Origin of the sequence: Elizabethkingia sp. YR214 (assembly GCF_003058195.1) — a bacterium.
Lineage (GTDB): Bacteria > Bacteroidota > Bacteroidia > Flavobacteriales > Weeksellaceae > Elizabethkingia.
This window is the reverse complement of the sequence record NZ_QBUH01000001.1, coordinates 123653-148697: the sequence shown is the minus strand read 5'-3', so window position 1 is coordinate 148697 and position 25045 is coordinate 123653. Positions and strand designations below refer to the sequence as shown.

The window sequence follows — 25045 nt, the reverse complement described above, 5'->3', positions numbered from 1 at the left end:
GGTTATATGTTAGAATGTTTGAACATATTAAGAACTAAAAAAATAAAATCAACTTTCCGTAGACTTATTTATATCTATGGTATAGGTGAATTTGTCGGAACGGTAGTAGCCTATATTATATTCTACAGGCTTTCCGTTTATATCATAAACATAACGTTCTCTTTTTAATAAGGGAAAAGTAGCAGGTACCTTTAGTTTTTTTCCTATTACGGCACCTGCGTGGCAGGCACTTATATTTTCGCGTGAGCGATCTACTATAACTCCGAAATGATCCTGAAGCATGCTGTATAGTGGCATATCGAAATCATCATTTTTATTAATTCCGATTCTCGGATGAAAATAACTTTCGAAGTATACAATTGGGTCTCCTGAGTTTTCTCCTTTTAGTTTAGAAAGCTTGAATATTTTTTTATCTGGCGTGATGCTGAAGAAATTGCATATTTCTTCATTTGGCTGTATTTCCTCAGTCTTTAATAACTGATTGATAACATTGATTCCCTTCTCCTGCATTTCTCTGGTAAAACTATACCAATGATCTAGTCCGGTTACCAGGCTTTTCTTTTCCGCAACACGGGTTCCAACTCCTTTTTTCCGTATAATGAGGCCCTCGTGCTCTAATTTGTTTGTTGCCTGGCGGATGGTGTTCCGGGATACTCCCCAAAGGTTAGCTAAATCTACTTCTTTTGGTAACAAAGCTCCCTTTTTATAAACTTCCATTTTGATTAGTTTACGAAAAAGTTCTTCTACCTGTACATGTAAAGGTAGTTTGCTGTTATGATCAATTGTAAAGTTTCTAGCTAGTATGTTCATACATATGAGAAAGTACGAAGATAGAAAATATTTTTATATTAATACTCTTTTATTACATAATCGTTTACAGATAGTGATTGGGGCTTTTTAATTAAAATAAAAAGGACGCAAAGCGCCCTTTCGATATTTTTGGTGTTATTAATGACTAATGACATTGTTTTCTGGCATTTTGCTCAGCTAATACACAATTAGTGGCAGATCCCTTTACAATAAGATCGGGGTTATTGTCACAACGATATTCTACGAAACATATAACTTCATTCCAAGTAGAAAAGATGACTTCTCCTCCAAATACATTTTTTAATTGTTCTCTGTTTAATTGCTTTTCAGAAGTTAAGTTTACCTGATTTAATTTGATTTTTTTCATGATATAAAGATTTAGAAGATGGCTTTTTGTGTAGGGGCCATCTTAGGTTATTTTGTAATTCGATTACAATATATGTATTATTTTTTTAAATCACTATAAAGTGAGTGTTTTTTGTAATTTATTCTAAATAAGATAATTGATATATTACTTAATCAATCAAATTAGTTAATTTAAATACAGTATTTCTAATACCTGAGATTTGCTCTATTTCGGAATCATCAATTTCTGATAGTTCATTATCTAGTTGTGCGATAAAAATTTCATAGTTTTTATTTTTGCATGCTTGTCGTAATTTTTTTAGACATATTTTCTTAAAATTACTATGAAGCTGTAGATTGCCTTGGATATGTTTTATAAAGTAATATAGCTGACCAGGTAGCCGATCATTAATTATTTTATTATTTATATAGTTAGATATGTAACTAAATTTTAGTAATATCTTACTGCTATTTTCTATCTGTGCTTGGGTAAGTTCTTTTTGAGAAATATAATAGTCTATAAGCGTACTAAGCTTTTCTGCCATTAGATTAATACATTCCTGATGAATAAATTTTCTGAAATATTGCTCATTGAAATTTTTATTGCGATGTCTTATAATATGATAATCAATAAGACCTAATAAAGTACCTATATTATTATTATTATTATTATTATTATTATTATTATTATTATTATTATTATTATTATTATTATTATTATTTTGATCTGATAATTCCTGTAATGTCAACTTGTAAATCTGATCGTCAAAATCTTCCAGAATATCATCGCTGTCAATATCAATTAGTTTTTCCTGATGGAGAAAAGCTACAAGCCATCCAAAACCTGTAACCCCAGTTTCGAAGCTATAATCTGCTGATGTAGAAATCTCTTCAGAAATCGTATTGAGGAGCTTTTGTCCCTTATGTTTATTTTTCTCATCCGCCGATAGATACAAGAGAAGAACTTCTCCGGATAGTCCGTTAATTAGCCCAATATTCATGATAATTCAAATACAGTATTTGTTAAATTTATTACATTTCTATCATTCAACTTGTAATGTGGATATTTAATATGGAGAACTACAGGAAAATTAGAAAATTGAAATTTTCCTTTATTTTGAATTAACATTTTTGGATCCAGAACTTTATTAAAAGCTTCACTTAATAATAGATCTACGCGGTATATATGATTAAGCTGTATTTCTGTATACTGATTTTCTCCAATGAGCTTGTCAATCTGTTGTAATAATTCAGGTGGGATGATTAAGTTTTGAGGTATTACAAGTATAGGTTTACTAAATATTGTCATATCAGTTGGGAAGAAATACTTTGCAATATATTTTTTTTGAATTTCTGTTTGTTCGCCTAATGAAAGAACTATATTTTCTAAAATTATCCTTTTCGTATCCAGTTCCTCTTTTCTTCTTTTTATCAAGTCAATGATAGGATAGCTACAATTTGATCGAGGAATTGAATCTAAATTATCATCATACCAAGGAGTATGGTGAACGTAATCTCTTTTATAAAAATAATTTTCTTTGTCCGTATGCAAACCTGCATAGTGAAGAATTGCTTTATTGCTCCATTCTTTGATATCATCTGTTGGCCATGAGAAATTTAATTCCTGAAGAATTTTAATTTCTCTGTCAAAATATATAAGATTCCAAAGAAGTGACCACATGTCGGAGCACCAGGCTTGAATTTTTTTTTGCTGATAATCCGGATTAATAATTGATTTCTGAAGTTCTTCTGTATTGTAGTCTGATAGTATTCTATATATAGTTTCGGAATCTGCATAAACTTTTCTCCAGAAATAGGAATCTATATTTTTTAGTATATACTGTGCTCCGCCTGTATTCTTATCCATATTTTTAACGTCTTGCACACTGATTCCTACAGTTGAAGTCATTTTCTTGAATACCTTTTGATCTGTATTTGATAGAATATAAACACTGTCAAGATATGAACGAGTGTCTGAAACATAATTAACATGGTTGTTTAATTCATTGTCAATAGATGGTATTCTGCTAAAGAGAATATCAGAGTCATGATAAAATATAGTTTCATTTCGGATATCAGAATTTTCTACCCAATGTTTTTCAAGTAAGTGGGGGCGTATAGAAGATTCGTATTTTGGATTGTTTCGGGTGTCGGGATATGTGAAAAAATTGGCGAGATCTTTATTTTCTTCTATAAAGATTTTGAAATTTTGTTTTAATTCAGTCACCGGATTATAGCCAATAACAACATGAATGTCGTCTTTATCTATTCCCAGAGACTGAAAGTTTCTTAACTGTATCTCCAGTTGCCAGAGAAAATAAATCTGATCAGGTTGTGCAGAAATGTAAATCATCTGGTTAGGTTAGAAGGATGATATTACATTATAAGTCAAAGTAAATATTCTTTTATTTAAAAATAATGTGGCGTGATTCATGGTTCTTAGTTATTCATTATAAAAATAGGAAAATATCTTTTACCATGAATAGAGTAGATAGCGGAAAACGGGTAAATAAAAAAAGCTCTCAACATTTGTTGAGAGCTTTGGTAGCCCGTAGGGGAATCGAACCCCTCTTACCAGAATGAAAATCTGAGGTCCTAACCGATAGACGAACGGGCCTTAAATTTTATATTAAGCTAACTTATTAACGTGCTTAGTTAGTTTACTTTTCAAGTTAGCAGCCTTATTCTTGTGAATAATGTTCTTTTTAACTAATTTGTCTAGTAAAGAGATTACTTTTGGCAATTGCTCAGTAGCAGAAGCCTTTTCAGTCTCACTTCTTAACACTTTAACTGCTGTTCTAGCTGTCTTGTGATAATATCTGTTTCTTAATCTCCTAACGTTGTTTTGTCTAATTCTTTTAAGAGCTGATTTATGATTTGCCATAACTTTTTAAAACTTTTGCAAAGATATAAAAATCTTTTTAATTACCAAAATAATTTTTACAAAAAACTTGTAGCCTATAGGGGAATCGAACCCCTGTTGCAAGAATGAAAATCTTGAGTCCTAACCACTAGACGAATAGGCCATTTGATTTTTGTGAGTGCAAATATAGAACGTTTTTTTAATACTGCAAAATAATTTTTCAATTATTCTGTAACTTTTTCAATAATTGTGTTCTTAATGCCTTTCTCTTCTAGTGTTTTTTGGAGCTTAATAGCCGCTTCCAGGGTATTTACCTTGCCAAAAGTATAGTAGAATGTACCATCTCTTTTGTCACGTTTAATGTCTTTAAGAGTCTGAAGTATATAGGAAGAACTATTGAGTTTCTCTTTAGAAACTACAACTTCTATAGTGTAATAGCCTTTTGCGATAACAGCATTGGGTACAAAACCAATGGCTACAGCATTTATAAAACCAGCATCTTTGGCTGTTTTTATATTTCCGTCTTTTACAGATGCCAGGTTTGTAGTGGCATAATAATATTTGTAAAATACCCCTTCTTTTACTGGAAGTATATAGTTAAGCCCTCTCAGGGCAGGGTCATTTTCATTATACCTGTTCTGGGTTGTCATCAAGAGTATTCTGAAGTCATTTTTCAGTGGTGTCTCTACTTTTACAGGTTTAGCTTCTTCTACGCTTACAGAGCCTCTGTTTCGTTCAACAGCTTTTTTATAATTGATGATAGCCTCATAAATAGATTCGGCTATTTCCTGCTGTCCTTTTTCTGAGATCAGGTATTGTGCTTCCTCGTAATTGTTGACAAAGCCTGTTTCTACAAGAATGGAAGGCATGGCATTAAGTCGTAAAACGTGCAAGTTGGCTTGCTTTACTCCACGGGAAAGTCTTTTATCTTTTTTCTCGAAATTTTCTTCCACCATACTACCGATAAGCAAGCTGCTTTCCAAATATTTGCTTTGCTGAAGTTTCAGGGCAATAAGTGACTCCGGAGAATTTGGATCGTATGAGGCGAAGTTTTGGCGGTCTTCTTTGTCCAGATAGATTACCGAGTTTTCTCGCTTAGCAACTTCCAGATTCGTACTGTTCTGATTGGGCCCCTGTATATAAGTTTCAGTACCATATGCAGAACCGTTGTTGGTACCCGTTGCATTACAGTGGATGGAAACAAATAAATCAGCTTTGCTTCTGTTGGCCAAGTTCGTCCTTTCTGTTAGTGAAGGAAGGACATCCGACGTTCTGGTGAAAATAACCTTTATGTCTTTGTTCTTCTCGAGAAGCTTGCCCAATTTTAGCCCGACGGCTAAAACGACATGATCCTCTCTTACTTCACCCAGATCAGAATAAGTTCTGGCGGAGCCATTCTTACTTCCATGCCCGGGATCTATAACAAGAGTAAATTTTTTTTGAGCCGAAAGGCTGATAAAAAGGACGCCTGCAAGCAGGAATAAATATTTTTTAAGATTAAATAAGGGGTTATTCATCTTCATTTTTTAAATTTTGCTAATTTTGACCCGAATAATTATAGAATAGATTTGGGTTCAAACGGTTTCAAAAATACCTTACATATTTTAATTTTCCTAATTTTTAACAGTTTTTTAGCACAGAATACTAAGCAAACTGTTAAGGGGAAAAAGGTTGTAACAGACACTATAGCGGTGAAAACGGATAGTATAAAGTCAGATTCTCTGCTTAAAACAGAGAAGATTGCTGACGTAGTAAAAACCAAAGCAGATAACAATAAGAGTGACGTCCCTAAAAAGATGACAATCCTGAATAAAAACGCTACAGTAGTGTATCAGGATACTCAGATTGACGCTGATTATATCTCTATAGATTGGGACAAAAATCAGATTTTTGCAAGAGGAAAGCTTAATGATAAAGGAAAAATTGTTTCTCCGGTAATTACTACCCAGGGAGGGAAGAAATATGAAACCGAAAGTCTTAATTACAACTATAAAACGAATAAAGCAATAGCTTACAATACCCGTACTGAAGAGAGCGAAGGGGCTATTGTAGCCAGTAAGACTAAGAAAGCAAATGATTCTATATATTATCTGAGGCAGGGGAAATATACGACGGATGAATACTTCCTGAAGAAAAAGGATTCTATGTCCGATTATTATTTGTTGGCACCCAAAATCAAGATGATAAAAGGAAAAGAAAGTTCACGGGTTATTACCGGACCTATCCAGATGTATATTGAAAATGTACCAACACCTCTAGTGCTTCCATTTGCAATTCTGCCGTTTTCCGAAAAAAGAAGTGCCGGTATCCTGATTCCCAGCTTTGGTGAAAGAGAAGATGTTGGTTTTTTCCTAAATGGATTAGGCTATTATCAGCCAATAGGTGAGCACTTTGACCTTAAAATTCTAAGTGATATTTATACTAAAGGAAGCTGGAACTTGCGACCTGAAATAGGCTATAAAAAAAATTACCGCTATACTGGTAACTTTATAGCGGAATTCGGATCGAGAATTGTTGGGATTAAAGGACTTGACGGCTATTCGCAGAGTAGTACATACAGGATCGGCTGGAGGCATTCCCAGGATACAAAAGCTAATCCGTATTTTAACTTTTCTGCATCAGTAGATATTGTAAGTACTAAGTTCTATAATAATACTCTTAATAATAATTATATTTTCCAGGGTAATGCACTTAATACACAACAGAGTTCTTCTATCTCCTTTACCAAAAGATTTTTAAATCTGCCGGTTACGATTAACGGAACGGCATCTTATTCCCAGAACTTTGCAACAGGTTTGGTGGATCTTCGCCTACCTCAATTAACGGTAAATGTTAACCAGTTTTATCTGTTTAAGCCAAAAACCGGAGTAAGAACTGGTCTGTTGGAGAATATTAATGTGAATACAAACTTATCATTTACTAACTACGTAAATGCCAAGCAAGATGAGCTATTCACTAAAGCGATGTTTGACAAAATGCAGACAGGATTGCAGAATACAATAGGATTGACTACCAATACACCATTGTTCAAATACTTTACGTTCTCACTTAGTGCTAATGTGAATAACGTTATGACTACCAAAACGTTGGACAGAAATTATAATCCTGTTACTGATAAAATTGATAATAATTATAAAAAAAACATATCTGGATTCAGTACGTTTACTACATCGGCAAGTTTGCAGACAGTATTGTATGGTATGCTAAAATTTAATAAAAATTCCAAGGTGCAGGCGATAAGACATATGGTGACACCAAGTATTAGCTTTAATTATGCACCGGATTTCAGTGCCCAGTCATGGGGGTATTATAATGAATACTATGACAGAACAGGTATGCTGGTGCCTTATTCTATTTTTGAAGGGGGTGTTTATGGTTCTCCAGGAACAGGATTAACACAGTCTATAGGCTTTAATATTAATAATAGCTTGGAGATGAAAGTTAAATCTAAAAAGGATTCTACAGGAGTTGAAAAAGTGAAAATCTTTGAAAACCTGAACATTTCCGGAAACTACAACTTTGCAGCTCCAAAGTATAAATGGTCAATGATTAACATAAATACACAGTCTTCATTCTTTAAGAATAAGTTGAATGTAAATATGTCTATGATGTTGGATCCTTATAAAACTGAATTTTTACCAGGTATAGAGCAAGGAATAAGAACAGAGAAGTTCGGAGCGTTTAGTATTGCTAATTTCAATGCGCAATTGTCATTACCTCTATCTGAAGCTATTTTAGGGGAAAGAAAAGATCCTGCCAAAGAATACAAAACAAAAGGGGAAATACGTTACGAAAATTATTATTTCGACGAAAATTACTATGCAAGATTCAAGCAGCCATGGACATTAAATGTGAATGCACAGTATAGCTATAATAAAGGCTTAACCCGTACCGGAACAAAAACTTTCTCAGTGGGATTGGACGGGAGTATAAAGCTTACACCTTATTGGAATATCAATGGTAGTACTTATTATGACGTTGTTACAGGGAAGTTGGCTTATACCCGTATAGGGTTTTCCAGAGATCAGCGAAGCTTTACAATTAACTTCAACTGGGTTCCTACCGGAGGACCATATAAGGTTTATGACTTCTTTATTGGGATCAAGGCAAATATCCTGAGAGACGCAGTGAAGTATAAATCAAGGAGTTTCCCTAATACAACAAGTTCGTTCTAATTTTATATATTTGACGAAAAATAATCATGAAAGAAATTATTTCTACAGATAATGCACCAGCGGCAATCGGACCATATTCGCAAGCGAATATGATCAATGGTGTTTTATATATTTCAGGACAGATTCCAATGGACCCTGCAACAGGGAAAATACTTGATGGTATCGAGAAAGAAACGCATCAGGTAATGAAGAATTTGCAAGCTATTCTGGATGCTGCGGGATTAACGTTCAGAGATGTTGTAAAGTCTACTATATTTCTGAAGAATATGGATGATTTTGCTGTGATGAATGATATTTATGCATCTTACCTTGATTCTTCTTGCTATCCGGCAAGAGAAACGGTTCAGGTTTCATGTCTTCCTAAGAATGTGAATGTAGAAATTTCTATGATTGCACATAAGGGTTAATAGAACGTGAATTTTTTAAGAAATACATTTGGTGTTATTTTGGGGTTGTTTGTTGCAGCTCTGATTATTACTCTCGGGGTTCGACTGAATCCTGCTTGGATTACCTATGAGCAGTTCGCTCCCTTTAAAAGATGGGAGTATCTTCTTTATAGCGTCAGAAATAAGGATTATTTCTTCATAGCATTATTAGTATCCTCGGGTATAGGAGCAATGATAGGAGGAGTTGTAACGGCACTGGTAGTGAAGTATGCTAAAGTAGCATATGCTATTCTCATCGGTTTTATATTGCTATTTATTGCTATGCTGGATGTTATTATATTTCCGTTTCACCCTACGTTTTATAAAATTTCCATTTTTCTTATATTTTTTCCATTTTCATGGATTGGGGGTAAAATTGTTGAAATTGCCACAAATCGTTTTCAAAAAATGAAAAAAAAATAATTTTATTTTTCTTATTATAGTAAATATATAATTTGAATTTTGTCTTACAAAAGTAAAATTATTTAAAAATTAACATAAATTAAGAGCGTATACTTTGATATACGCTTTTTTTTTATACTTTTGAAACAGTTAAAAAATAATAACCTGTAATCTATGAAGACTCAAATCAAAAATTTTGGGAAAGCTGGTGTGTGCTTTTTTCTGATGTCCGGAATGGTACATGCTCAGACTACAAAAAAAGATTCCCTAAATGAAAAAAAGATCGAGGAAGTTGTTGTCGTTGGATACAAAAAACAACGTAAAGAAACGCTTACATCTTCCGTCGCAACTGTAAATTCTGAACAGCTTCAGGATGTAACGAGTGCAAACTTCCAAACAATGCTTCAGGGTAAGATGCCCGGAGTTGTGGCAGCTGTGTCTAGTGGGCAACCTGGCTCGAAACCAACTATGCGTATTCGTGGTATAGCGAGTATATCGGCTAATAATGATCCATTATATGTGGTGGATGGTGTAATAGTCCATGGAAATGCTGATATAGCTCCTGATCAGATTGAAGATGTTACTGTATTAAAAGATGCTGCGGCTACAGCATTATATGGATCCAGAGGAGCTGCTGGTGTTATTGTTATAACAACAAAAGCAGGGAAAGGTAATTCTATTAATGTAAGGATGAATAATTCATTCAATTTCTTTAATATGGGACCTTTGAAAGTTATGAACTCTCAACAGCTCAAAGATCATTTTATGGAATATTTGGATAATAATCCAAACTTGAAACTTTTTGGAGCAGATGGCGTCCTGTCTCAACAGTATGGGAAAACTCTTAATAGCTGGGATGATATTAAAAATGATTTTAATTGGAAAGATCTTGCAACGCAGGTAGGTGTTGTTCATAACTATGATGTTAGCTTTAATAAATCATCTGAAGGAAGCAAAACTTATCTAAATGCAGGTTATTATAATGAAGAAGGTACGATTAAAGGTTATAAATTAGAAAGATTAACCGTAAGATTGAACCATGAAACACAACTTTATAAATGGTTGAAGGTTAGTCCAAAGTTATACTTTATGTATGATAAGACTTTTGATCAACAATATAGCTTATTTGATGGGTTTTATAAATTGCCATGGGATTCTCCATATAACCCGGACGGATCTTTGTATTATGTTACATCTAGTAATAATGCATCATGGTTTAGTAGAGATAGAGGAAATTACCTGATTGACCGAAATAAGTATTATAGTAAAGCTAATACTTTTAATGCTCAAGGAAACTTAGATTTTGAAGTGAAGCTTCTTAAAAATTTGAAATTTATTTCTACCAACTCTTTAACTTATTATAATTATGATGGTTTTTCATATAATGATCCATCGATGTTATCAGAAGTTACAACAGGTGGAAGAATGAGCCAGTCTAATGCTATCAGATGGACAAGTTATACAAACCAAATGCTGCGTTATGAAAATACATGGAATGATAAACACAGATTAAACGCTTTGGTGGCATATGAATATCAAGATTACATGTATAAAGCTAATGGTGCTAGAGTTAAGAATATTATAGTAGGTTCTGAGGTTTTATCTAATTCAGCTGAGGCAGATGGAGTACCTACGGGGCAAAGAAATGAATATGCTTTCCAATCATACTTATCTAATGCTGAATACTCATATGATGATAAATACCTATTGCAGGGATCTGTAAGGGTAGATCAATCTTCTCGTTTTACTTCGCAAAATAAAACCGGGGTTTTCTGGGCTGTGAGTACAGGTTGGAATGTTGCAAATGAAAGATTTTTTCAATCTTTAAAATCTACAGTTAATAAGTGGAAAGTAAGAGGTAGTTACGGTGCGCAAGGAAATGCTCCGACTAATTATTATGCCACTTATAATAAAAGTACATCAGTGCCTTATAATGGAAATATAGGTTTATATCCAACTCAGGCGGGTAATAATAACTTAAAATGGGAGACTATTTATCAGTTAGATCTGGGAACGGATATTTCATTCTTAAATAACAGAATTAATGTAGTATTTGACTGGTATAATAAAGATACTAAAGACTTAATTACATCCCTTCAGTTACCTTGGATCACAGGGTTTAATAGTAAAACTGTAAATATTGGTACTATTAGAAATAGAGGTGTGGAATTGGCAATTGATGCTGATATTATCAGAAACAGTAATGTTCGCTGGAACGTAGGCTTTAATATTGCGAAGAATAAAGCCACTTATGTAGATCTTTATAACGGAAGTTATAAAAGTGGAATGTACAGAGTTGCTGTTGGTGAAAAAATGTATACCTATGAGCTTAGAGAATGGGCAGGGGTTGATGCCTCTAACGGAGACCCATTATGGAATGCTTACTATGACTCTGCAGGAAAGAGAATTGCAAATTTAACGGATTATATGAATGCTAATCCTGGAGCAAATGTAACTAGTAAAACAACGAATAATTACGATCAGGCAACTTATGTTCATCTTAAAGATAAGTCTCGTTTGCCAGATTTTACAGGTGGTTTTAATACTTCAGTAAGTTACAAGGGCTTTACTTTAGCTGCGAGTGCTTATTTCTCTGTTGGTGGGTATTTGTATAATGGACAACGTTCAAGCTTCTTAGATGCAGATGGTACTTATCCATACTATAATGTAATGGTACCAGATAAAGATTGGATAAGATGGAGCCCTAAGAATACAGCTGAACAGAATGCTAAAGCAACACACCCTTCTCTTATTTATGAAGATACAAGAAAAGGACGTTATGAATCTACAAGGTACTTGGAAAAAGGAGATTTCCTTAAGATAAGAAGTATCAGCCTTTCATATGATGTGCCTAAAAGCTTTATTCCGGGAAATACATTTAAAAGTGCAAGGATATCTGTGAATGCTGAAAATATGTTTATGATTACCGGATATTCAGGACAGACTCCCGAAATGGATTTCTTAGGAAGTAATTCCGGTGGAGATGGATTTGCTTATACAGGCTATCCTGCCCCAAGAACAATAACCGTGGGATTAAATGTATCATTCTAATTAATTGAAAAAATGAAAAAAATAATATTATCATCAATCGCCCTTATTGGTTTAATAGGGTGTAATATAGATAGAGCTCCTTATGACGGTGGAATAACGGATGAGGTTGTAACGAACGAAACAGGATTAAAACAATTGCTTAATGGTATTTATGCTAAAGTAAGAGGAGGAGATGTTATTAATCAGAAAGGTAGTGATTACGGGATAAGTATGAACTACTATAGAAATGGCACTTATGGGGCCGATGAAGTAAATCTGAGCGGAACTACAACGGATCCTCTAATGGGGTATTATAGCTTAGTTAGAGATGCTTCTAATGCAAGAATGGTTGTTGCGTGGAATGATGGATTCAGTGCTATAAATGCAATAAATAGTATTTTCAAAAATCTAAATGAAGGAAGATCAGAAGCTTTAGACCATATGTTGGGGGAGGCTTATTACCTGAGAGCATTTATTAATTTTAATATGTTGCTTCATTATTCTAAACCTTATAATCAGGGACGAGGGAATTTAGGTATTCCATTGAAGTATACAACCGATGAAAGTGATCGTCCAAATAGGGCTACTGTAGGCGAGTCATATGATGCAGTTGTAAAAGATTTATTAAGTGCAGAACGTTTAATGACGGGTGATAGCAAAAATAATATAAAGGCTACTCAGGCTGCAGCACAAGCTCTCTTAGCAAGGGTATATCTTTATATGGATAATAATCCAAAAGCTTTAGAATACGCGGATAAAGTAATCAATAGCGGTAAATATTCTCTGGTTTCTGCTGCTGAATTACCAACTTATGCTCAAAAAGTACCGGAAAATAACTCCGAAACAATTTTTGCAGTTAGGTATGATACATCTTCAACTTATATTTATAATCCTGACTATATGTTGGGGTCTATGTATACGGTTATTAATAATGAAGGCTGGGGAGAAATGTATGCTGCAGATCCTTATATACAATTATTGCAAAGATTTCCTCAGGATGTTAGAAATAAATTTATCCAGCAGGATTATAAATTAGATGCACAAACGAAGAAAAAAGCTCCGGTAGTATATTGGACTGAATATGTTGCTAGCCGTTTTAGATATGAATATAAATTTTATCCTGCTAACGTAGATGCAAATGGTAATTATATTTCATTTACAAAGGATGGCAATACTTATCCTATAAGTTCTGAAGATGTAAATTATGGAGGGCCTACTTATACAAAGTATTTCACTACTATCAACGGTCAAAAACAATATCTGACTCGTGATTATGAAATGAATAATAGAGGAGGTTTCCCTAAATACTATATAAATAAGCTTTCTTTACAGGAAGGTTACTCCCAACTGTATTCCCCGGTAATCTCAAGATTGGCGGAGCTATATTTAATCAGAGCAGAAGTTAAAGCAAAATCGGGTGATGTTACAGGAGCATTGAATGATGTTAATGTAATCAGAAGAAGAGCAAATGCTCCGGAGTTTGCAAGTTTGCCTGCAGGAAAAACAGCTTTGGATATTGTTTTGGATGAAAGATGGCTAGAGTTTGCTTTTGAATCTCAGCGTAAATTCGATTTGATCAGAAATAATCGTGCAATTGATAGAAAATTCCCAGGAGTGCATCTTAACGAAACAAGGATGAAGCTAGGGAAAGAAACAATTCAACCAACAGATAATGACTTGCAATGTGATATTCCACAAAGTCAGATTAATCTACAACCAGGATTGCAACAGAATCCTCTATAAACAAAACCCCGGAAGCATTGCTTCCGGGTTTTTTTATGTGTCAATTATTCTATTAATCCTTATTCAGATTAAGGCATTTTGAAACCTCTGCTGGTCATTCTGCCATTATCATCAAGATATTTTACATTCACCTGACCTTTATAGTTGTTCAGGATTTTTTCAACATCTTTTTTAGAATTTACAGGTTTACCATTGATCTCAGTGATAATGTTTCTCTCACCAATACCAATTGAAGCTAATAAGCCACTGTCGGTAACATTTGTAACACCTACACCACTGTCTAAGCCAAAGTATACTTTGTCACGTTCAGTTAAAGGCTGGAAATCTGCTCCAAGCTTTTCAGCTACAGGTAAATCAGCTTTACTTCTAAATTTAGTATTTCCGTCTTGATCTTTTAATGTTACAGATGTAGTATTTTCCTTACCATTTCTTTGGTAGCTTACTTTTACAACATCTCCAGGTCTTTTACTACCGATGGCAAGGGAAAGATCAGCAAAGTTTGTAATGTTTTGCCCGTCTATTTTAGTGATAATATCACCCTTCTTAATACCAGCATCTAATGCACCGCTATTATCGGCAACATTAATAACATACATACCAATTCCTGGCTTTATGTTGGTTTTGTATTGCTGGTTGTATTGTCTGATAAGCATTTCGTCGGAAAGGTCCAGATTGCTTACACCAAGGAAACCTCTCTGTACAATACCAAACTTCTTAATATCTTCTACAACTTTTCTGGCAAGATTAGAAGGTACTGCAAATCCATAACCTTCATAGTAACCTGATGAAGATGAAATTGCAGAGTTAATACCAATTAAATCTCCGTTGATATTAATTAATGCACCACCACTATTTCCTCTGTTGATTACGGCATCAGTCTGGATGAATGATTCTATCGGAGTTTTACTTTGCTGGCTTAGTAAGTCTATGCTTCTTCCTTTTGCAGAAATAATCCCGGCAGTAACAGTAGAGTTAAGGCCTAATGGGTTACCAATAGCTAATACCCATTGCCCAACTTCTGCTAAATCTGAGTTAGCAAAATTTAGGTAAGGAAGGCCTTTGTCTTCAATTTTCAAAAGAGCAATATCTGTACTCGGGTCAGTTCCAATCAGGTTGGCGGTATAGCTTTTCTTATTGCTTAGTACAACCTCCAGTTTGTTAGCATTGGCTACCACATGGTTATTGGTAATGATATAACCATCCGGAGAAATAATAACTCCTGAACCAAGACCTGAAGGCATATCCTTTGGTGGTTGCTGCTGCTGAGGTTGCTGTTGTTTTCTTCCTCCAAACGGATCACCGAAGAAGAAGTCGAACAGATCCTGATCCATTCCACGATTTCTTCCGGCATTGCTCTGGTAGTTCTTAATTGTGACAACGGCAGGAACTGCAGTTTTGGATGCTTTTACAAAGTCATCTCCCAGTGCCACTGCGTTCAGGCTGGCAAATTGCCCGTCTTTTCTTGAAGAATGGAAATAATTGAAATCTCCATTTGTATCATGATTACTGTCAAAGTAGTGAAGGGTGCCTACAGTAGTCGCTGCAGAAAGGACTCCTACTACAGCCAACGGCATAATTTTTTTGAAATCCATTTTATTATAGTACTTTTTTTATTTATTATTGAGTAATCAAATTTAAGGCAAATGTTGTTGTATTTTTCTTAAAAGGGCTTACTTTAACTAAGTTTAACAAGTGTTTTGAAATTTTAATTGTTATGAATGTAATCTTAACGGGATATTATTAGATTATTGAAATATTTACTCAAATAATTACCCCTATTTTAGAGTACTGAAAGTTGTAGTGGTATCGGATCAAATGTATTCAATTGAAAAATCACTATATTTGCAAAAATATTTTTCTCACTTAAAAAGTTTATAGCATGCAACTGTATAACACATTAAGCGCAGAAGAAAGAGCTCAACTTATTGATGAAGCTGGTAAGGAACGCCTTACATTGTCTTTCTATGCGTATGCCAAAATTGAAGATCCAAAAAAATTTCGCAACGAATTATTTATAGCCTGGAATTCCCTAGATGCACTTGGCCGTATTTATGTGGCGACTGAAGGAATTAATGCTCAGATGAGTGTTCCTGCTGATCAATTTGAGGCTTTTCGTGATACGCTTGAAGTCTATGATTTTATGAAAGGTATTCGCTTGAATGTAGCGGTGGAGCAAGACAATCACTCTTTTTTAAAGTTGACGATAAAAGTCAGAAATAAAATTGTTGCTGATGGTTTAAATGATGATACTTTTGATGTTACTAATAAAGGTGTTCACCTAAAAGCTCAAGAGTTTAATAATATGCTTGATGACCCTAATACCATTGTTGTTGATTTTAGAAATCACTACGAAAGTGAAGTTGGGCATTTTGAAGGAGCGATCACTCCGGATGTGGAAAACTTTAGAGAAAGTTTACCGATTATCAACGATCAATTACAGGATTTTAAAGAAGATAAAAACCTGCTGATGTATTGTACAGGTGGAATCCGTTGTGAAAAAGCGAGTGCCTACTTTAAACATCAAGGTTTTAAAAACGTTTACCAATTGGAAGGCGGAATTATTGAATATACCCGTCAGATAAAGGAAGAAGGAATTAAAAGTAAATTTATTGGTAAAAACTTTGTATTTGACCACCGATTAGGAGAAAGAATTACAGATGATATCATTTCGCAATGTCACCAATGTGGTAAACCTTGTGACAATCATACAAACTGTGCTAATGATGCTTGTCATCTATTGTTTATCCAATGTGATGATTGTAAAGCAGCAATGGAAAACTGTTGTTCTACAGAATGTCTGGAAACAATTCATTTACCTTTGGAAGAGCAAGTTGCATTAAGAAAAGGTTTACAGGTTGGAAATAAGGTTTTCAGAAAAGGAAAATCTGATGCTTTGAAATTTAAACATTCAGGAGATTTGTCAACACAGCCTTTAGCGCAAGCTACAGCAAAACCTGAAACGAAAGATATTCGTCAAAAAATAAAGGTTAAAAAGACTTTGATCGGAAAAGCTGAACATTATTATTCAAAATCAAAAATTGCACAGTTTTTAATTGAGAATAAAGAACTTTCGGTTGGAGACAAAGTTTTAATTTCTGGGCCAACAACAGGCGACCATGAAATTACAATTACTCAGATCCATGTAAATGGAGGCCCTTGTGAAACTGCAAAAGTAGGAGATCAGATCACTTTTGAGCTTCCTTTCAGAGTTCGATTGTCGGACAAACTATACAAAATAATTCAGGCTTAAGCTTTTGATCTGGTGTAAAAAGCTGTAAAAGCCTGTATGTAATTATTATCTCTGTTAAATCAGTATGAAAGATGTTTAGTTCATTAAAATCAGAACTTAGAAAAAAATATTTAAAAGAAAGAAAAGCAATGTCCCCCGAAGACGTTGCTTTTTTGTCTGGAAAGATATTTAGTCAATATCTTTTACAATTTAATGTTCCTGAAAATCAGAATATTCATATCTTCCTACCTATCTCTGCGAAAAATGAAATTAATACCCATCTTTGGATTGATTACTTCTGGAAGAAGAGTGTCAATGTCTTTATTCCCAAAATGGTAGGAGATGAGATTATTTCAATAGCTTATAGACCAGATACAGAACTTGCATTGAACTCATGGGGAATATGGGAACCTGTTTCAAATACTGCTGAGAGTGTTGATTTTGATCAGGTTGTCACACCATTGCTCTATGCTGATAAACAAGGTAATAGAATAGGCTATGGTAAAGGTTTCTATGACAGGTTTTTCAGTTCTGTCAAAAATCCGGTATTGAAAATTGGGATCAACTATTTTGCTCCTGATGAATTAATTCAGGATGTAGATCAGTTTGATATAAAGCTGGATTATTTAGTCTTGCCAGACGGAATACTGTCTTTCTTAGGTGGACCTTTAAATTCTACGAAATAGAATTTGAATTCACTTTTGAATTTCTTTTCTTTCGCAGGAGCTTCTTTTAGTACATATTGTACTTCTTTATTAAGGTAGCCAATATATTTTCTCTCCTTATCATAGTAATCCATTTTATACTTCGCAAAGTCAAGTGTATCCTTAGTGCTAATATATTTGGATGTTGATACGTCACTAATTTTGACAAAACGAGCTTTGAGACTGTCTAGTTGCTTTATGAAAGACATTATTGTTGTTGAATCAGGTTTTTCGAAATATTCCTGTATCTGATTATACAGCGTAGTGTCAATATCAGAATCCTTATTTCCTGCTGCGTAATTTGTCCCCAGATCATATACCTCTTGTAGCTTCAGAGCTGTAATATTATTAATGGTCTGAAGGCTGTCCAATTCTATTGGAGAAAATGTAGTTGTATTATTATTATACTTTACAGTTTCCAGAGAGTTTTTGCCTTTATATTTCTCTTTACAGGCAGCTAATCCTATAACTAAAATTAACATGACTGCTACTATATTGAATATGCTATAAACTCTTTTCATTGTTTCTGATTCTGAATTTGATTAATACTATTTTTCCATTGGAAGAGATTTTAGTCTCTATAACGTCCAGATTCTCCAGTGAGGTTGTAGGAAGTGAAAGAAAGTTAATGTAACGTTGCTTGCTCATAGTTTCCACATTGAAATACTGATTGTCAAATACCTGGTATATAACCGCATCATTACTGATCAAGTTCTCCAGTTGGGCTCTTCTGCTCTTAAAGTCTTTAGATCTTGAATAGGAATATAACATCATATTATATTCATTCGGTTTTAACTGAATTACTTCAGTTTCTGGTGCATTTTCCAGGTTTCTTATTATTGTATCAGTTCTGTAGAATACAGAACTGATCACCATTTTAAGTGTTTTGTCCTTTGTAGGGTACACAAAAGCTTCATTTGGTTTTACTCTATAGGTAAGAGGAGATTCACCTGCTTTTAATACTTTTATTTCTACTTCATTCTGCACAGGTTGGCTTCTGTCCGCATCTGTAAACTTAAATGTATAAGTCTTTGTGAAGAAACTGTCTGCAAAGGTTAAAGCCGCTACAAATATTGCAAGAACAGCAGAAATACCGATCCATAAGTATTTCTTTACCTTGGAAATAATTGGTTTAGAAGTTTTTTTGCTATTGTTGGTCCTTACTTCTGGTGATGTACTTTGAGGTTGTGCAACAGGGGAGTTCTCTTTTTCTCTAATGGCAGGGGCTTTGTATTCCTCTTCAACAAGGCTTTCCACTTGTGGTTCTTTAGTCTCAGAAAGGTTGTTTTCGTTTTCTAAAAGAAGTTCTTCGGCAAATGCATGATTCTTCTTGAAGTCATACCATGAGATATAACCTGAGTATATCGATAGTATATTCAGCATATCAATACGTGGTAACTTAGCCGTTGGAGAAGTTTTGAAATAAGTGTAAAATGACTTCTCACTAATGTTACCTTTTGCATTTTTTCTGAGGTCCTCCTGGAAATAAATGATATCAATGCCTTTCCATTTAGAAATTTCATCATAGGAAGGAGTGTGATTTTCCAGATATTTGGCCTGAACTTCAGATTTTAGCTGTTCGAAGTGTAATAATTCTAAATCAGTCAAAAATTTATTTTTTATTTAATCTATTGATTATCAGTTGTATTATTTTGTAAAATAGTTTTACAAAGGTATTACAATTAATTTTCTCGGACAAATTTTATTGCTACCATACCTTTGTCTTGTTCAAATAAAGAACACATTACAATTTAGAAAAATATTTTTAACAAAATTAAATTTAATTTATTATGAAAAAGTCATTCTTAAACATCGCTGCTGCTGCTGCTATCGTTGCTATCTCTTTAGTATCTTGTAAAAAAACTGAAGCTACTGCTACAGAAGGTACAACTGATTCTACTAAAGTAGATTCTACTAAAGTTGACTCTACTGTTACTACAACTGTAGATTCTACTAAAGCTGTTGCTCCAACTGCAGATTCTACTAAAGCTGACGCTACTAAAAAAGTAGAAGAAACTAAAACTACTGAAGTTAAGAAAGAAGAAGTTAAAAAATAATTTCTTACAAAGATAATTATTAAGCCGCTCTCGAGCGGCTTTTTTTATGCATTATGATTATATTGTCATAAAAAAAATCCCCTAAATAAGTTTAGGGGATTTTTTGTTTATAGTTGGTTTTATATCTTTTGTCTCAGGATCTCATAACATGTAATCGCTACAGCATTACTCAGGTTGAGAGAATCTATGCTACCCGTCATTGGGATCAGGTAATTGCTGCCTTTGTCTTTCCAGAAATCGCTTAATCCGGAATGTTCTGTACCAAAGCAGGTAACAGTCTTCTTATTAAAATCAGCATTCTGAATCTGTTTGGTATTATCATCCATAAATGTTGTGATGATCTGATAGTTGTGCTGTTTAAAGAAATCTATGGCTGACTCATTATCTGTTTGGAAGAAGTTCATTCCGAACAGGCAGCCAACGCTAGAGCGTATTACATTTGGATTGTAAAAATCGGTTTTAGGATCGGTAATGATAATAGCATCTATTCCAAAAGCTTCACAGCTTCTTAGCACAGCACCAAGATTACCAGGTTTTTCTACACTTTCCAGAAGGATGATTCCGGAATTAGGTTTTGGAGTAAAGTGTTCTAATGATTTTTGTTTTTCCTGATAAACTCCAATAATGCCTTCTGAGGTTCCTCTGTATGCAATTGCTTCATAAACCTTTGCAGAAACATTATTAATTACAGCAGAAGGGATAGTTCCATGGAATATATCATTACAGATAAAGAATTCTGTAGGAGTATAGCCAAATTGAATAGCTCTTTCGTTCTCCTGAACACCTTCTACAATGAAAATCCCACTTTTGCGACGTTCATTGTTTTTAGAAATAAGACGAGTTAGCTTTTTGATTTTATCGTTCTGTAGACTTTCTATTTGCATTTTGCAAAACTAGGCAAAATTTATCATTAGAAAGGTTTTTTGCTATTTCATAAGGCAGGGTATTGATTCTTTTTATACAGATGATTTCTCTGGAGTAGATGTTTTGTTGGATATTATCGTCCAGATGTTTCCAATAAATAGAGAAATGCTGCTTGCCAGCCATAGGTAATATCCTAAGCCATAAGAGGTGATTGAGGCTTTGCCACCACCTTCGTTAACTGTAATAGTGCTGGTGGAAAGGTAAGAAAGGCTTAAAAGGAATGTGATTAAGCATAGGGGTGCAGCTATTTTGGGTTGCTTTATTAGAAGTAATAACCATGAAATAAATAAAAGAGGATTTGCCAGCCAGGCAATTCCTCCTTCAAAAACTTCAGCCCAGCCTAACAACAGACATGCTACAGAAAGCATATAGTCGCTACCCATATTAACGGCAATCTGCGTTAATGATGCAATAAATAACGCAATGCTTATAATTAGTGTCAGGCCTTGTGGTTTCATTTATTCTTCGATGCTTTCGCTATTTTCTATAAGGCTTTGTGGAAGCTCTTTCTTGCTTTTAATTCCTAACGCTCTTAGCTTTTGAGTTTGTGTTACAAGGTTGTCATTTCCTGTGGAAAGCTGTTTGTAAGCATCGGTATATGCGTTTTTAGCCTGGTCAAGTCCTTTACCTACTTTCTCTAAATTCTCGACAAAGCCTACAAACTTATCATACAACTTAGCGCCTCTGTCAGCAATCTCCATTGTATTTCTGTTTTGGTATTCCCGCTTCCACAGATCAGCAATCAGCTTAAGGGAAGTAATAAGGTTGCTCGGATTTAGTAATAAAATTCTCCTTTCGTAGGCATAGTTCCACAGATTTTGATCAGCCTGCATTGCTGCAATATAAGCTGGTTCACTAGGGATAAACATCATGACGAAGTCCAGAGATTTTCCATAGTCATCATATGCTTTCTGGCTAAGCTGTTGAATATGATTTTTAATAGAAGATAAATGCTGATTAAGTTTTATTGCATAGACTTCAGCATCAGTTTCATCCACAAGTTCAGTGAAAGCTGTTAGAGAAACTTTGGAATCTATAATCACATTTCTTTCGTCAGGATACTTTACAACCGCGTCTGGGCGCATTTTTTTTCCAGAGAATTCAGAATAGATAGCTTTGTTGTTCTCATCACGGAGTTCATGCTCAAGATAATATTCTCTTCCTTTTACCAATCCGGATTTTTCCAGAATGCTTTCCAGGATCATTTCTCCCCAATTTCCCTGGGTTTTGCTTTCTCCTTTCAAGGCTCTTGTTAGTTTTTTAGCATCTTCAGAGATTTGCTGATTTAGCTCCGCAAGTTCTCTTACCTTTTCTGCTAATGAAAAACGCTCCTTATTTTCCTTTTCATAAGCTTCGTTGACTCTATTTTTTAGATCAGCAATTTTTTCCTGAAAAGGTTCCAGAATTGTTTTAAGATTGTTCTGATTAAGAGTGGTGAACTTTTCAGTCTTTTCTTCCAGAATTTTATTGGCCAGGTTTTCAAATTGAAGTTTCGCTTCTTCCTGGATTTTGGTTACCTCTTCTTTTTGGGTTTCAAGAGATTTCTGTAAACTTTCATTAATAGCAGATAATTCAGAATTTTTGGCAAATAATGTTTGTTTATCAGATATAAGGTTTTCAATCTGGGATACTTGTTTTGTATTTGTTTGTTTCTGTTCCTGAGATTGAGAATTAAGAGCGGAGTATTCAGCTGATATTTTTGCAAACTCATTCTTCAGATCGCTTAATAAGTCTGACTGCTGCTGGCTGAGTTCCTTTTCTTTATTAATAATCTGTACGAGTTCCTGGTTCTTCAGATTAAGGTTTTCCAGATCTGATACACTTTTAATGTATGAATTGTTTAATTCGTTGTATGAATTTCTGGAAATGGAAGATGATTTTGAAATAAAATACAAAATTACAGCACCAATAATTCCGCCAACAATAAATCCAATAAGTAAATAGGTTATTTCCATCTTCCAAAATTACAAAATATTGTGTGGCAATATAAAACTAATTATAAGGGTATTCTTTACTGGAAACCGTAAAATAATGATTTATATGCTGATTATTAAGAAGAAAGAAAAGAAAAAAAATTAATGATTTAGCTGCCAGAATCCCCAGGCTAAAACCATGTTGAAAGTATCCCATAACAAAGTGGGAAGTATGAGATAGCTTGCTGGTTTAGAAACTCGCTTGAAGAGGAAGAATAGAATTATGGAAAGTACCCATGTGATGACATTTACAATAACTGCTAGGTCTAATAATTTGAAGTTAAAGAAAATGATAAACCATAAGGATATGAGTACGAAAATGATATAATAACATGTAAGCGCTTTCTGACGATATTTGAGACGGTTTTCTTTAGATTTCCAGATGAAATAAAATGCGATGCCGGAAAAGAAATACATAAGAAATATAGTCCGGAACAAAAAATTAGATGGTGGAGTAAAGAGCGGTTTGTCCAAATGGTTGTACCATACATTGAAGGAGTTGGCAGGTGTTAGAGTGTGTATAATGAAAAATACAAATACATGAAAGGATATACATGCAGCTAAAGCCTTCCAGTCAATTTGTCTTTTCATATGCTCTTCTCTTTGGTTATGCAAATTTACTCAAAAATAAAAAAGAAAATCACTATGGATTTTCTTTGGCTATTTTTTTATGATTTTCCAGATAGGTGGGTAATGCGGCAGATCCATACCACGGGTAAATTTCTACATCGAAAATACCGGCAGCAATAGCAGGATCACTTTTTAAAAGTGTTTCTGTTTCTTCTTTATTATCGGAATTAAGGATGAAGATGCCTTTGTAATTTTTATCATTCTTTTCCAAAAATGGTCCGGCCACTGTCAGTTTTCCGGCTTCGGCAAGTTTTCCAATATTTGTGAGGTGTCCTTTTATCAGCTCGGCTCTTTTTGCTTTGTCTGCTAGTTCTGTTTTTCCGGATTTCAAAATTACAAACATGTATTTTTTCATCCCATATTTATCTGCTTCCAAATCTTTTGCCAGCTTTTCATTATATTCAGATTGGGTTTGTGCTTGTAATAATGCAACTGAAAGTATTGCTATTCCTGTTATAAAATTTTTTGCCTTCATAGCTGTTAGCTTTTTATTTGTAAAAACTCTTTTGCCAGTTCTATCATTTTAGGATCTCCGGTATATTTACCTTTTTCATCAGAAAGCTTTACTGTTGGAATCCATTCGTTATTGATTCCTTTTACACTGATAAGCTTCATTACAATATTACTCGGAGCAAGACCAACGTCGTTTGTCAGATTGGTTCCGATACCAAAGGAAATTCCAATTCTGCCACGGCAGGCTTTGGTAATTTCTTCAACTTTCTCAGGATTCAGGGCATCAGAGAAAATAATGTATTTAAATAATGGGTTGATACCGTGCTTTTTATAATGTTCTATAGTTTTGTTTGCAAATTCTATAGGATCTCCACTGTCATGTCTTACGCCGTCGAATAGTTTTGCAAATTTTTTATCAAACTGTTGAAAGAATACATCTGTAGTATAGGTGTCTGAAAGAGCAACTCCCAAATCGCCACGATAGACGTCTACCCAATGTTCCAGAGAAAGAGAATTAGCCATCTTGAAGCCATATTCTGCTGCGTGGAACATAAACCATTCATGGGCATGTGTACCAATTGGTTTTACATTGTATAACATGGCCATGTGTACATTGGAAGATCCTGTAAAGGTAGAGTCTTCCATCGATGTAAGTGCCTGCATAACCAATCGGTGTACCCTGTAAGAGTGTCTTCTTCTTGTTCCGAATTCTGCAAAAGGAACCTGAAGTGTTTTAAACTTTTTCTCTTTCTCTATAGTCTTCTGAATGATTGTTTCATCATCTTCTCTTTGAAGTCCTTTCATGGAGTAATAAAGCTCGCTGATCAAGCATAATAAAGGAACCTCCCACAAGATTGTCCGATACCATAATCCTGAAACCTGTACTTCCAGGTTCGATCCTTCTTGTTTAATGTGTACTTCGGATGGGTCGTAGCGATAACCTTCTAAAAAGTCTATATAGGGCAAGTCCAGATATGGACATGTCTTTTTTAAGAATTGTTTTTCTTCTTTGGTAAGCCTTAGTTGAGACATTGCATTGACAGCTTTTTTCAGCTCGTCTGCAAAGCCTTCAGGATATTCGTGTTTGCCACGATTTATAAAATCATATTTTACAACTTCACTTGGAAACAGCTTTACAACAGCACATTGCATGGTAAATTTGTAAAAATCATTATCTAATAGGGAAACCAATCTTACGTTATGATCTTCTAACATCTTCGTTTATTTATGCTAATATAAGGAAGATAGATGAAAGATTGCAGAAATAAAAAGCAGCTTCTTT

Annotated in this window: 23 protein-coding genes and 2 tRNA genes; 8 read left to right on the top strand and 17 right to left on the bottom strand. The window is 34.3% G+C overall.

Annotated elements, in window-relative coordinates; all coding sequences use genetic code 11:
• Positions 1–48: 48 nt before the first annotated feature.
• From C8J95_RS00700 to C8J95_RS00665, 8 genes are all read right to left on the bottom strand, one after another.
• Positions 49–810, bottom strand: a complete 762-nt coding sequence (locus C8J95_RS00700) for a GntR family transcriptional regulator (RefSeq protein WP_107807193.1) — start codon at positions 808–810, stop codon at positions 49–51.
• Positions 811–955: 145 nt separating this feature from the next.
• Entirely contained in the window at positions 956–1177 is a 222-nt protein-coding gene (locus C8J95_RS00695; RefSeq protein ID WP_107807192.1) for a hypothetical protein, read from the bottom strand.
• A 148-nt stretch (positions 1178–1325) separates the two neighbouring features.
• On the bottom strand, positions 1326–2156 hold the full coding sequence (locus tag C8J95_RS00690; protein WP_107807191.1) for a hypothetical protein: 831 nt from the start codon (positions 2154–2156) through the stop codon (positions 1326–1328).
• Positions 2153–3508, bottom strand: a complete 1356-nt coding sequence (locus C8J95_RS00685) for a hypothetical protein (protein WP_107807190.1) — start codon at positions 3506–3508, stop codon at positions 2153–2155. The genes C8J95_RS00690 and C8J95_RS00685 overlap by 4 nt, the downstream gene beginning before the upstream one ends.
• Before the next feature lie 189 nt (positions 3509–3697).
• A tRNA-Glu gene (locus C8J95_RS00680) sits at positions 3698–3772 on the bottom strand.
• A gap of 12 nt (positions 3773–3784) precedes the next feature.
• Positions 3785–4039 carry a 30S ribosomal protein S20 gene (gene rpsT / locus C8J95_RS00675; protein WP_021348600.1) on the bottom strand — a complete coding sequence of 85 codons (255 nt, stop codon included), beginning with the start codon at positions 4037–4039 and terminating at the stop codon, positions 3785–3787.
• Positions 4040–4109: 70 nt separating this feature from the next.
• Positions 4110–4181: transfer RNA gene (locus tag C8J95_RS00670), tRNA-Glu, on the bottom strand.
• 61 nt (positions 4182–4242) lie between these two features.
• Entirely contained in the window at positions 4243–5541 is a 1299-nt protein-coding gene (locus tag C8J95_RS00665; protein WP_107807189.1) for an N-acetylmuramoyl-L-alanine amidase, read from the bottom strand.
• Between the two features lie 45 nt (positions 5542–5586).
• Here C8J95_RS00665 and C8J95_RS00660 point away from each other — a divergent pair, with 45 nt between their 5' ends.
• From C8J95_RS00660 to C8J95_RS00640, 5 genes are all read left to right on the top strand, one after another.
• The gene (locus C8J95_RS00660; protein WP_107807188.1) at positions 5587–8193 is read left to right on the top strand and encodes a putative LPS assembly protein LptD; all 2607 of its coding nucleotides are present in this window, start codon (positions 5587–5589) and stop codon (positions 8191–8193) included.
• Positions 8194–8219: 26 nt separating this feature from the next.
• Positions 8220–8600: a RidA family protein gene (locus C8J95_RS00655; protein ID WP_009087415.1), complete on the top strand. Its 381-nt coding sequence runs from the start codon at positions 8220–8222 to the stop codon at positions 8598–8600.
• 6 nt (positions 8601–8606) lie between these two features.
• Positions 8607–9041, top strand: a complete 435-nt coding sequence (locus tag C8J95_RS00650; RefSeq protein WP_107807187.1) for a hypothetical protein — start codon at positions 8607–8609, stop codon at positions 9039–9041.
• Positions 9042–9194: 153 nt separating this feature from the next.
• The gene (locus C8J95_RS00645) at positions 9195–12071 is read left to right on the top strand and encodes a SusC/RagA family TonB-linked outer membrane protein (RefSeq protein ID WP_107807186.1); all 2877 of its coding nucleotides are present in this window, start codon (positions 9195–9197) and stop codon (positions 12069–12071) included.
• Positions 12072–12083: 12 nt separating this feature from the next.
• A complete protein-coding gene (locus C8J95_RS00640) occupies positions 12084–13793 on the top strand; it encodes a RagB/SusD family nutrient uptake outer membrane protein (protein ID WP_107807185.1) in 1710 nt (569 codons plus the stop codon).
• Between the two features lie 68 nt (positions 13794–13861).
• On the opposite strand, the gene C8J95_RS00635 is transcribed toward C8J95_RS00640, so the two are convergent.
• Positions 13862–15385 (bottom strand): trypsin-like peptidase domain-containing protein, encoded by a 1524-nt coding sequence (locus tag C8J95_RS00635; RefSeq protein WP_034871625.1) that lies wholly within the window; start codon positions 15383–15385, stop codon positions 13862–13864.
• A gap of 287 nt (positions 15386–15672) precedes the next feature.
• Between C8J95_RS00635 and C8J95_RS00630 the strand changes: the two genes are divergently transcribed.
• Both C8J95_RS00630 and C8J95_RS00625 read left to right on the top strand, forming a co-directional pair.
• The gene (locus C8J95_RS00630; protein ID WP_107807184.1) at positions 15673–17043 is read left to right on the top strand and encodes a rhodanese-related sulfurtransferase; all 1371 of its coding nucleotides are present in this window, start codon (positions 15673–15675) and stop codon (positions 17041–17043) included.
• Positions 17044–17171: 128 nt separating this feature from the next.
• Positions 17172–17708 carry a 5-formyltetrahydrofolate cyclo-ligase gene (locus C8J95_RS00625; protein WP_255412688.1) on the top strand — a complete coding sequence of 179 codons (537 nt, stop codon included), beginning with the start codon at positions 17172–17174 and terminating at the stop codon, positions 17706–17708.
• Here C8J95_RS00625 and C8J95_RS00620 read toward each other — a convergent pair.
• Both C8J95_RS00620 and C8J95_RS00615 read right to left on the bottom strand, forming a co-directional pair.
• Entirely contained in the window at positions 17645–18247 is a 603-nt protein-coding gene (locus C8J95_RS00620) for a hypothetical protein (protein WP_107807182.1), read from the bottom strand. The two genes, C8J95_RS00625 and C8J95_RS00620, sit on opposite strands and share 64 nt — an antisense overlap.
• Entirely contained in the window at positions 18231–19334 is a 1104-nt protein-coding gene (locus tag C8J95_RS00615; RefSeq protein WP_107807181.1) for a hypothetical protein, read from the bottom strand. Before C8J95_RS00615 ends, C8J95_RS00620 begins: the two co-directional genes overlap by 17 nt.
• Before the next feature lie 182 nt (positions 19335–19516).
• Here C8J95_RS00615 and C8J95_RS00610 point away from each other — a divergent pair, with 182 nt between their 5' ends.
• Complete coding sequence (locus C8J95_RS00610; protein WP_107807180.1) at positions 19517–19783, top strand: hypothetical protein; 267 nt, start codon at positions 19517–19519, stop codon at positions 19781–19783.
• A gap of 119 nt (positions 19784–19902) precedes the next feature.
• Here C8J95_RS00610 and C8J95_RS00605 read toward each other — a convergent pair whose 3' ends face one another.
• The 6 genes from C8J95_RS00605 to pncB form a co-directional block, all read right to left on the bottom strand.
• Positions 19903–20667, bottom strand: a complete 765-nt coding sequence (locus tag C8J95_RS00605; RefSeq protein ID WP_107807179.1) for an RNA methyltransferase — start codon at positions 20665–20667, stop codon at positions 19903–19905.
• 72 nt (positions 20668–20739) lie between these two features.
• Complete coding sequence (locus C8J95_RS00600) at positions 20740–21165, bottom strand: hypothetical protein (RefSeq protein ID WP_107807178.1); 426 nt, start codon at positions 21163–21165, stop codon at positions 20740–20742.
• Positions 21166–22662 (bottom strand): DNA recombination protein RmuC, encoded by a 1497-nt coding sequence (gene rmuC, locus C8J95_RS00595; RefSeq protein WP_107807177.1) that lies wholly within the window; start codon positions 22660–22662, stop codon positions 21166–21168. It lies immediately after the preceding gene.
• Between the two features lie 120 nt (positions 22663–22782).
• Positions 22783–23271, bottom strand: a complete 489-nt coding sequence (locus tag C8J95_RS00590) for a TspO/MBR family protein (RefSeq protein ID WP_107807176.1) — start codon at positions 23269–23271, stop codon at positions 22783–22785.
• A gap of 52 nt (positions 23272–23323) precedes the next feature.
• Positions 23324–23785, bottom strand: a complete 462-nt coding sequence (locus C8J95_RS00585; protein ID WP_107807175.1) for a YciI family protein — start codon at positions 23783–23785, stop codon at positions 23324–23326.
• A gap of 5 nt (positions 23786–23790) precedes the next feature.
• Positions 23791–24978, bottom strand: a complete 1188-nt coding sequence (gene pncB, locus C8J95_RS00580; RefSeq protein WP_107807174.1) for a nicotinate phosphoribosyltransferase — start codon at positions 24976–24978, stop codon at positions 23791–23793.
• Positions 24979–25045 lie beyond the last annotated feature (67 nt).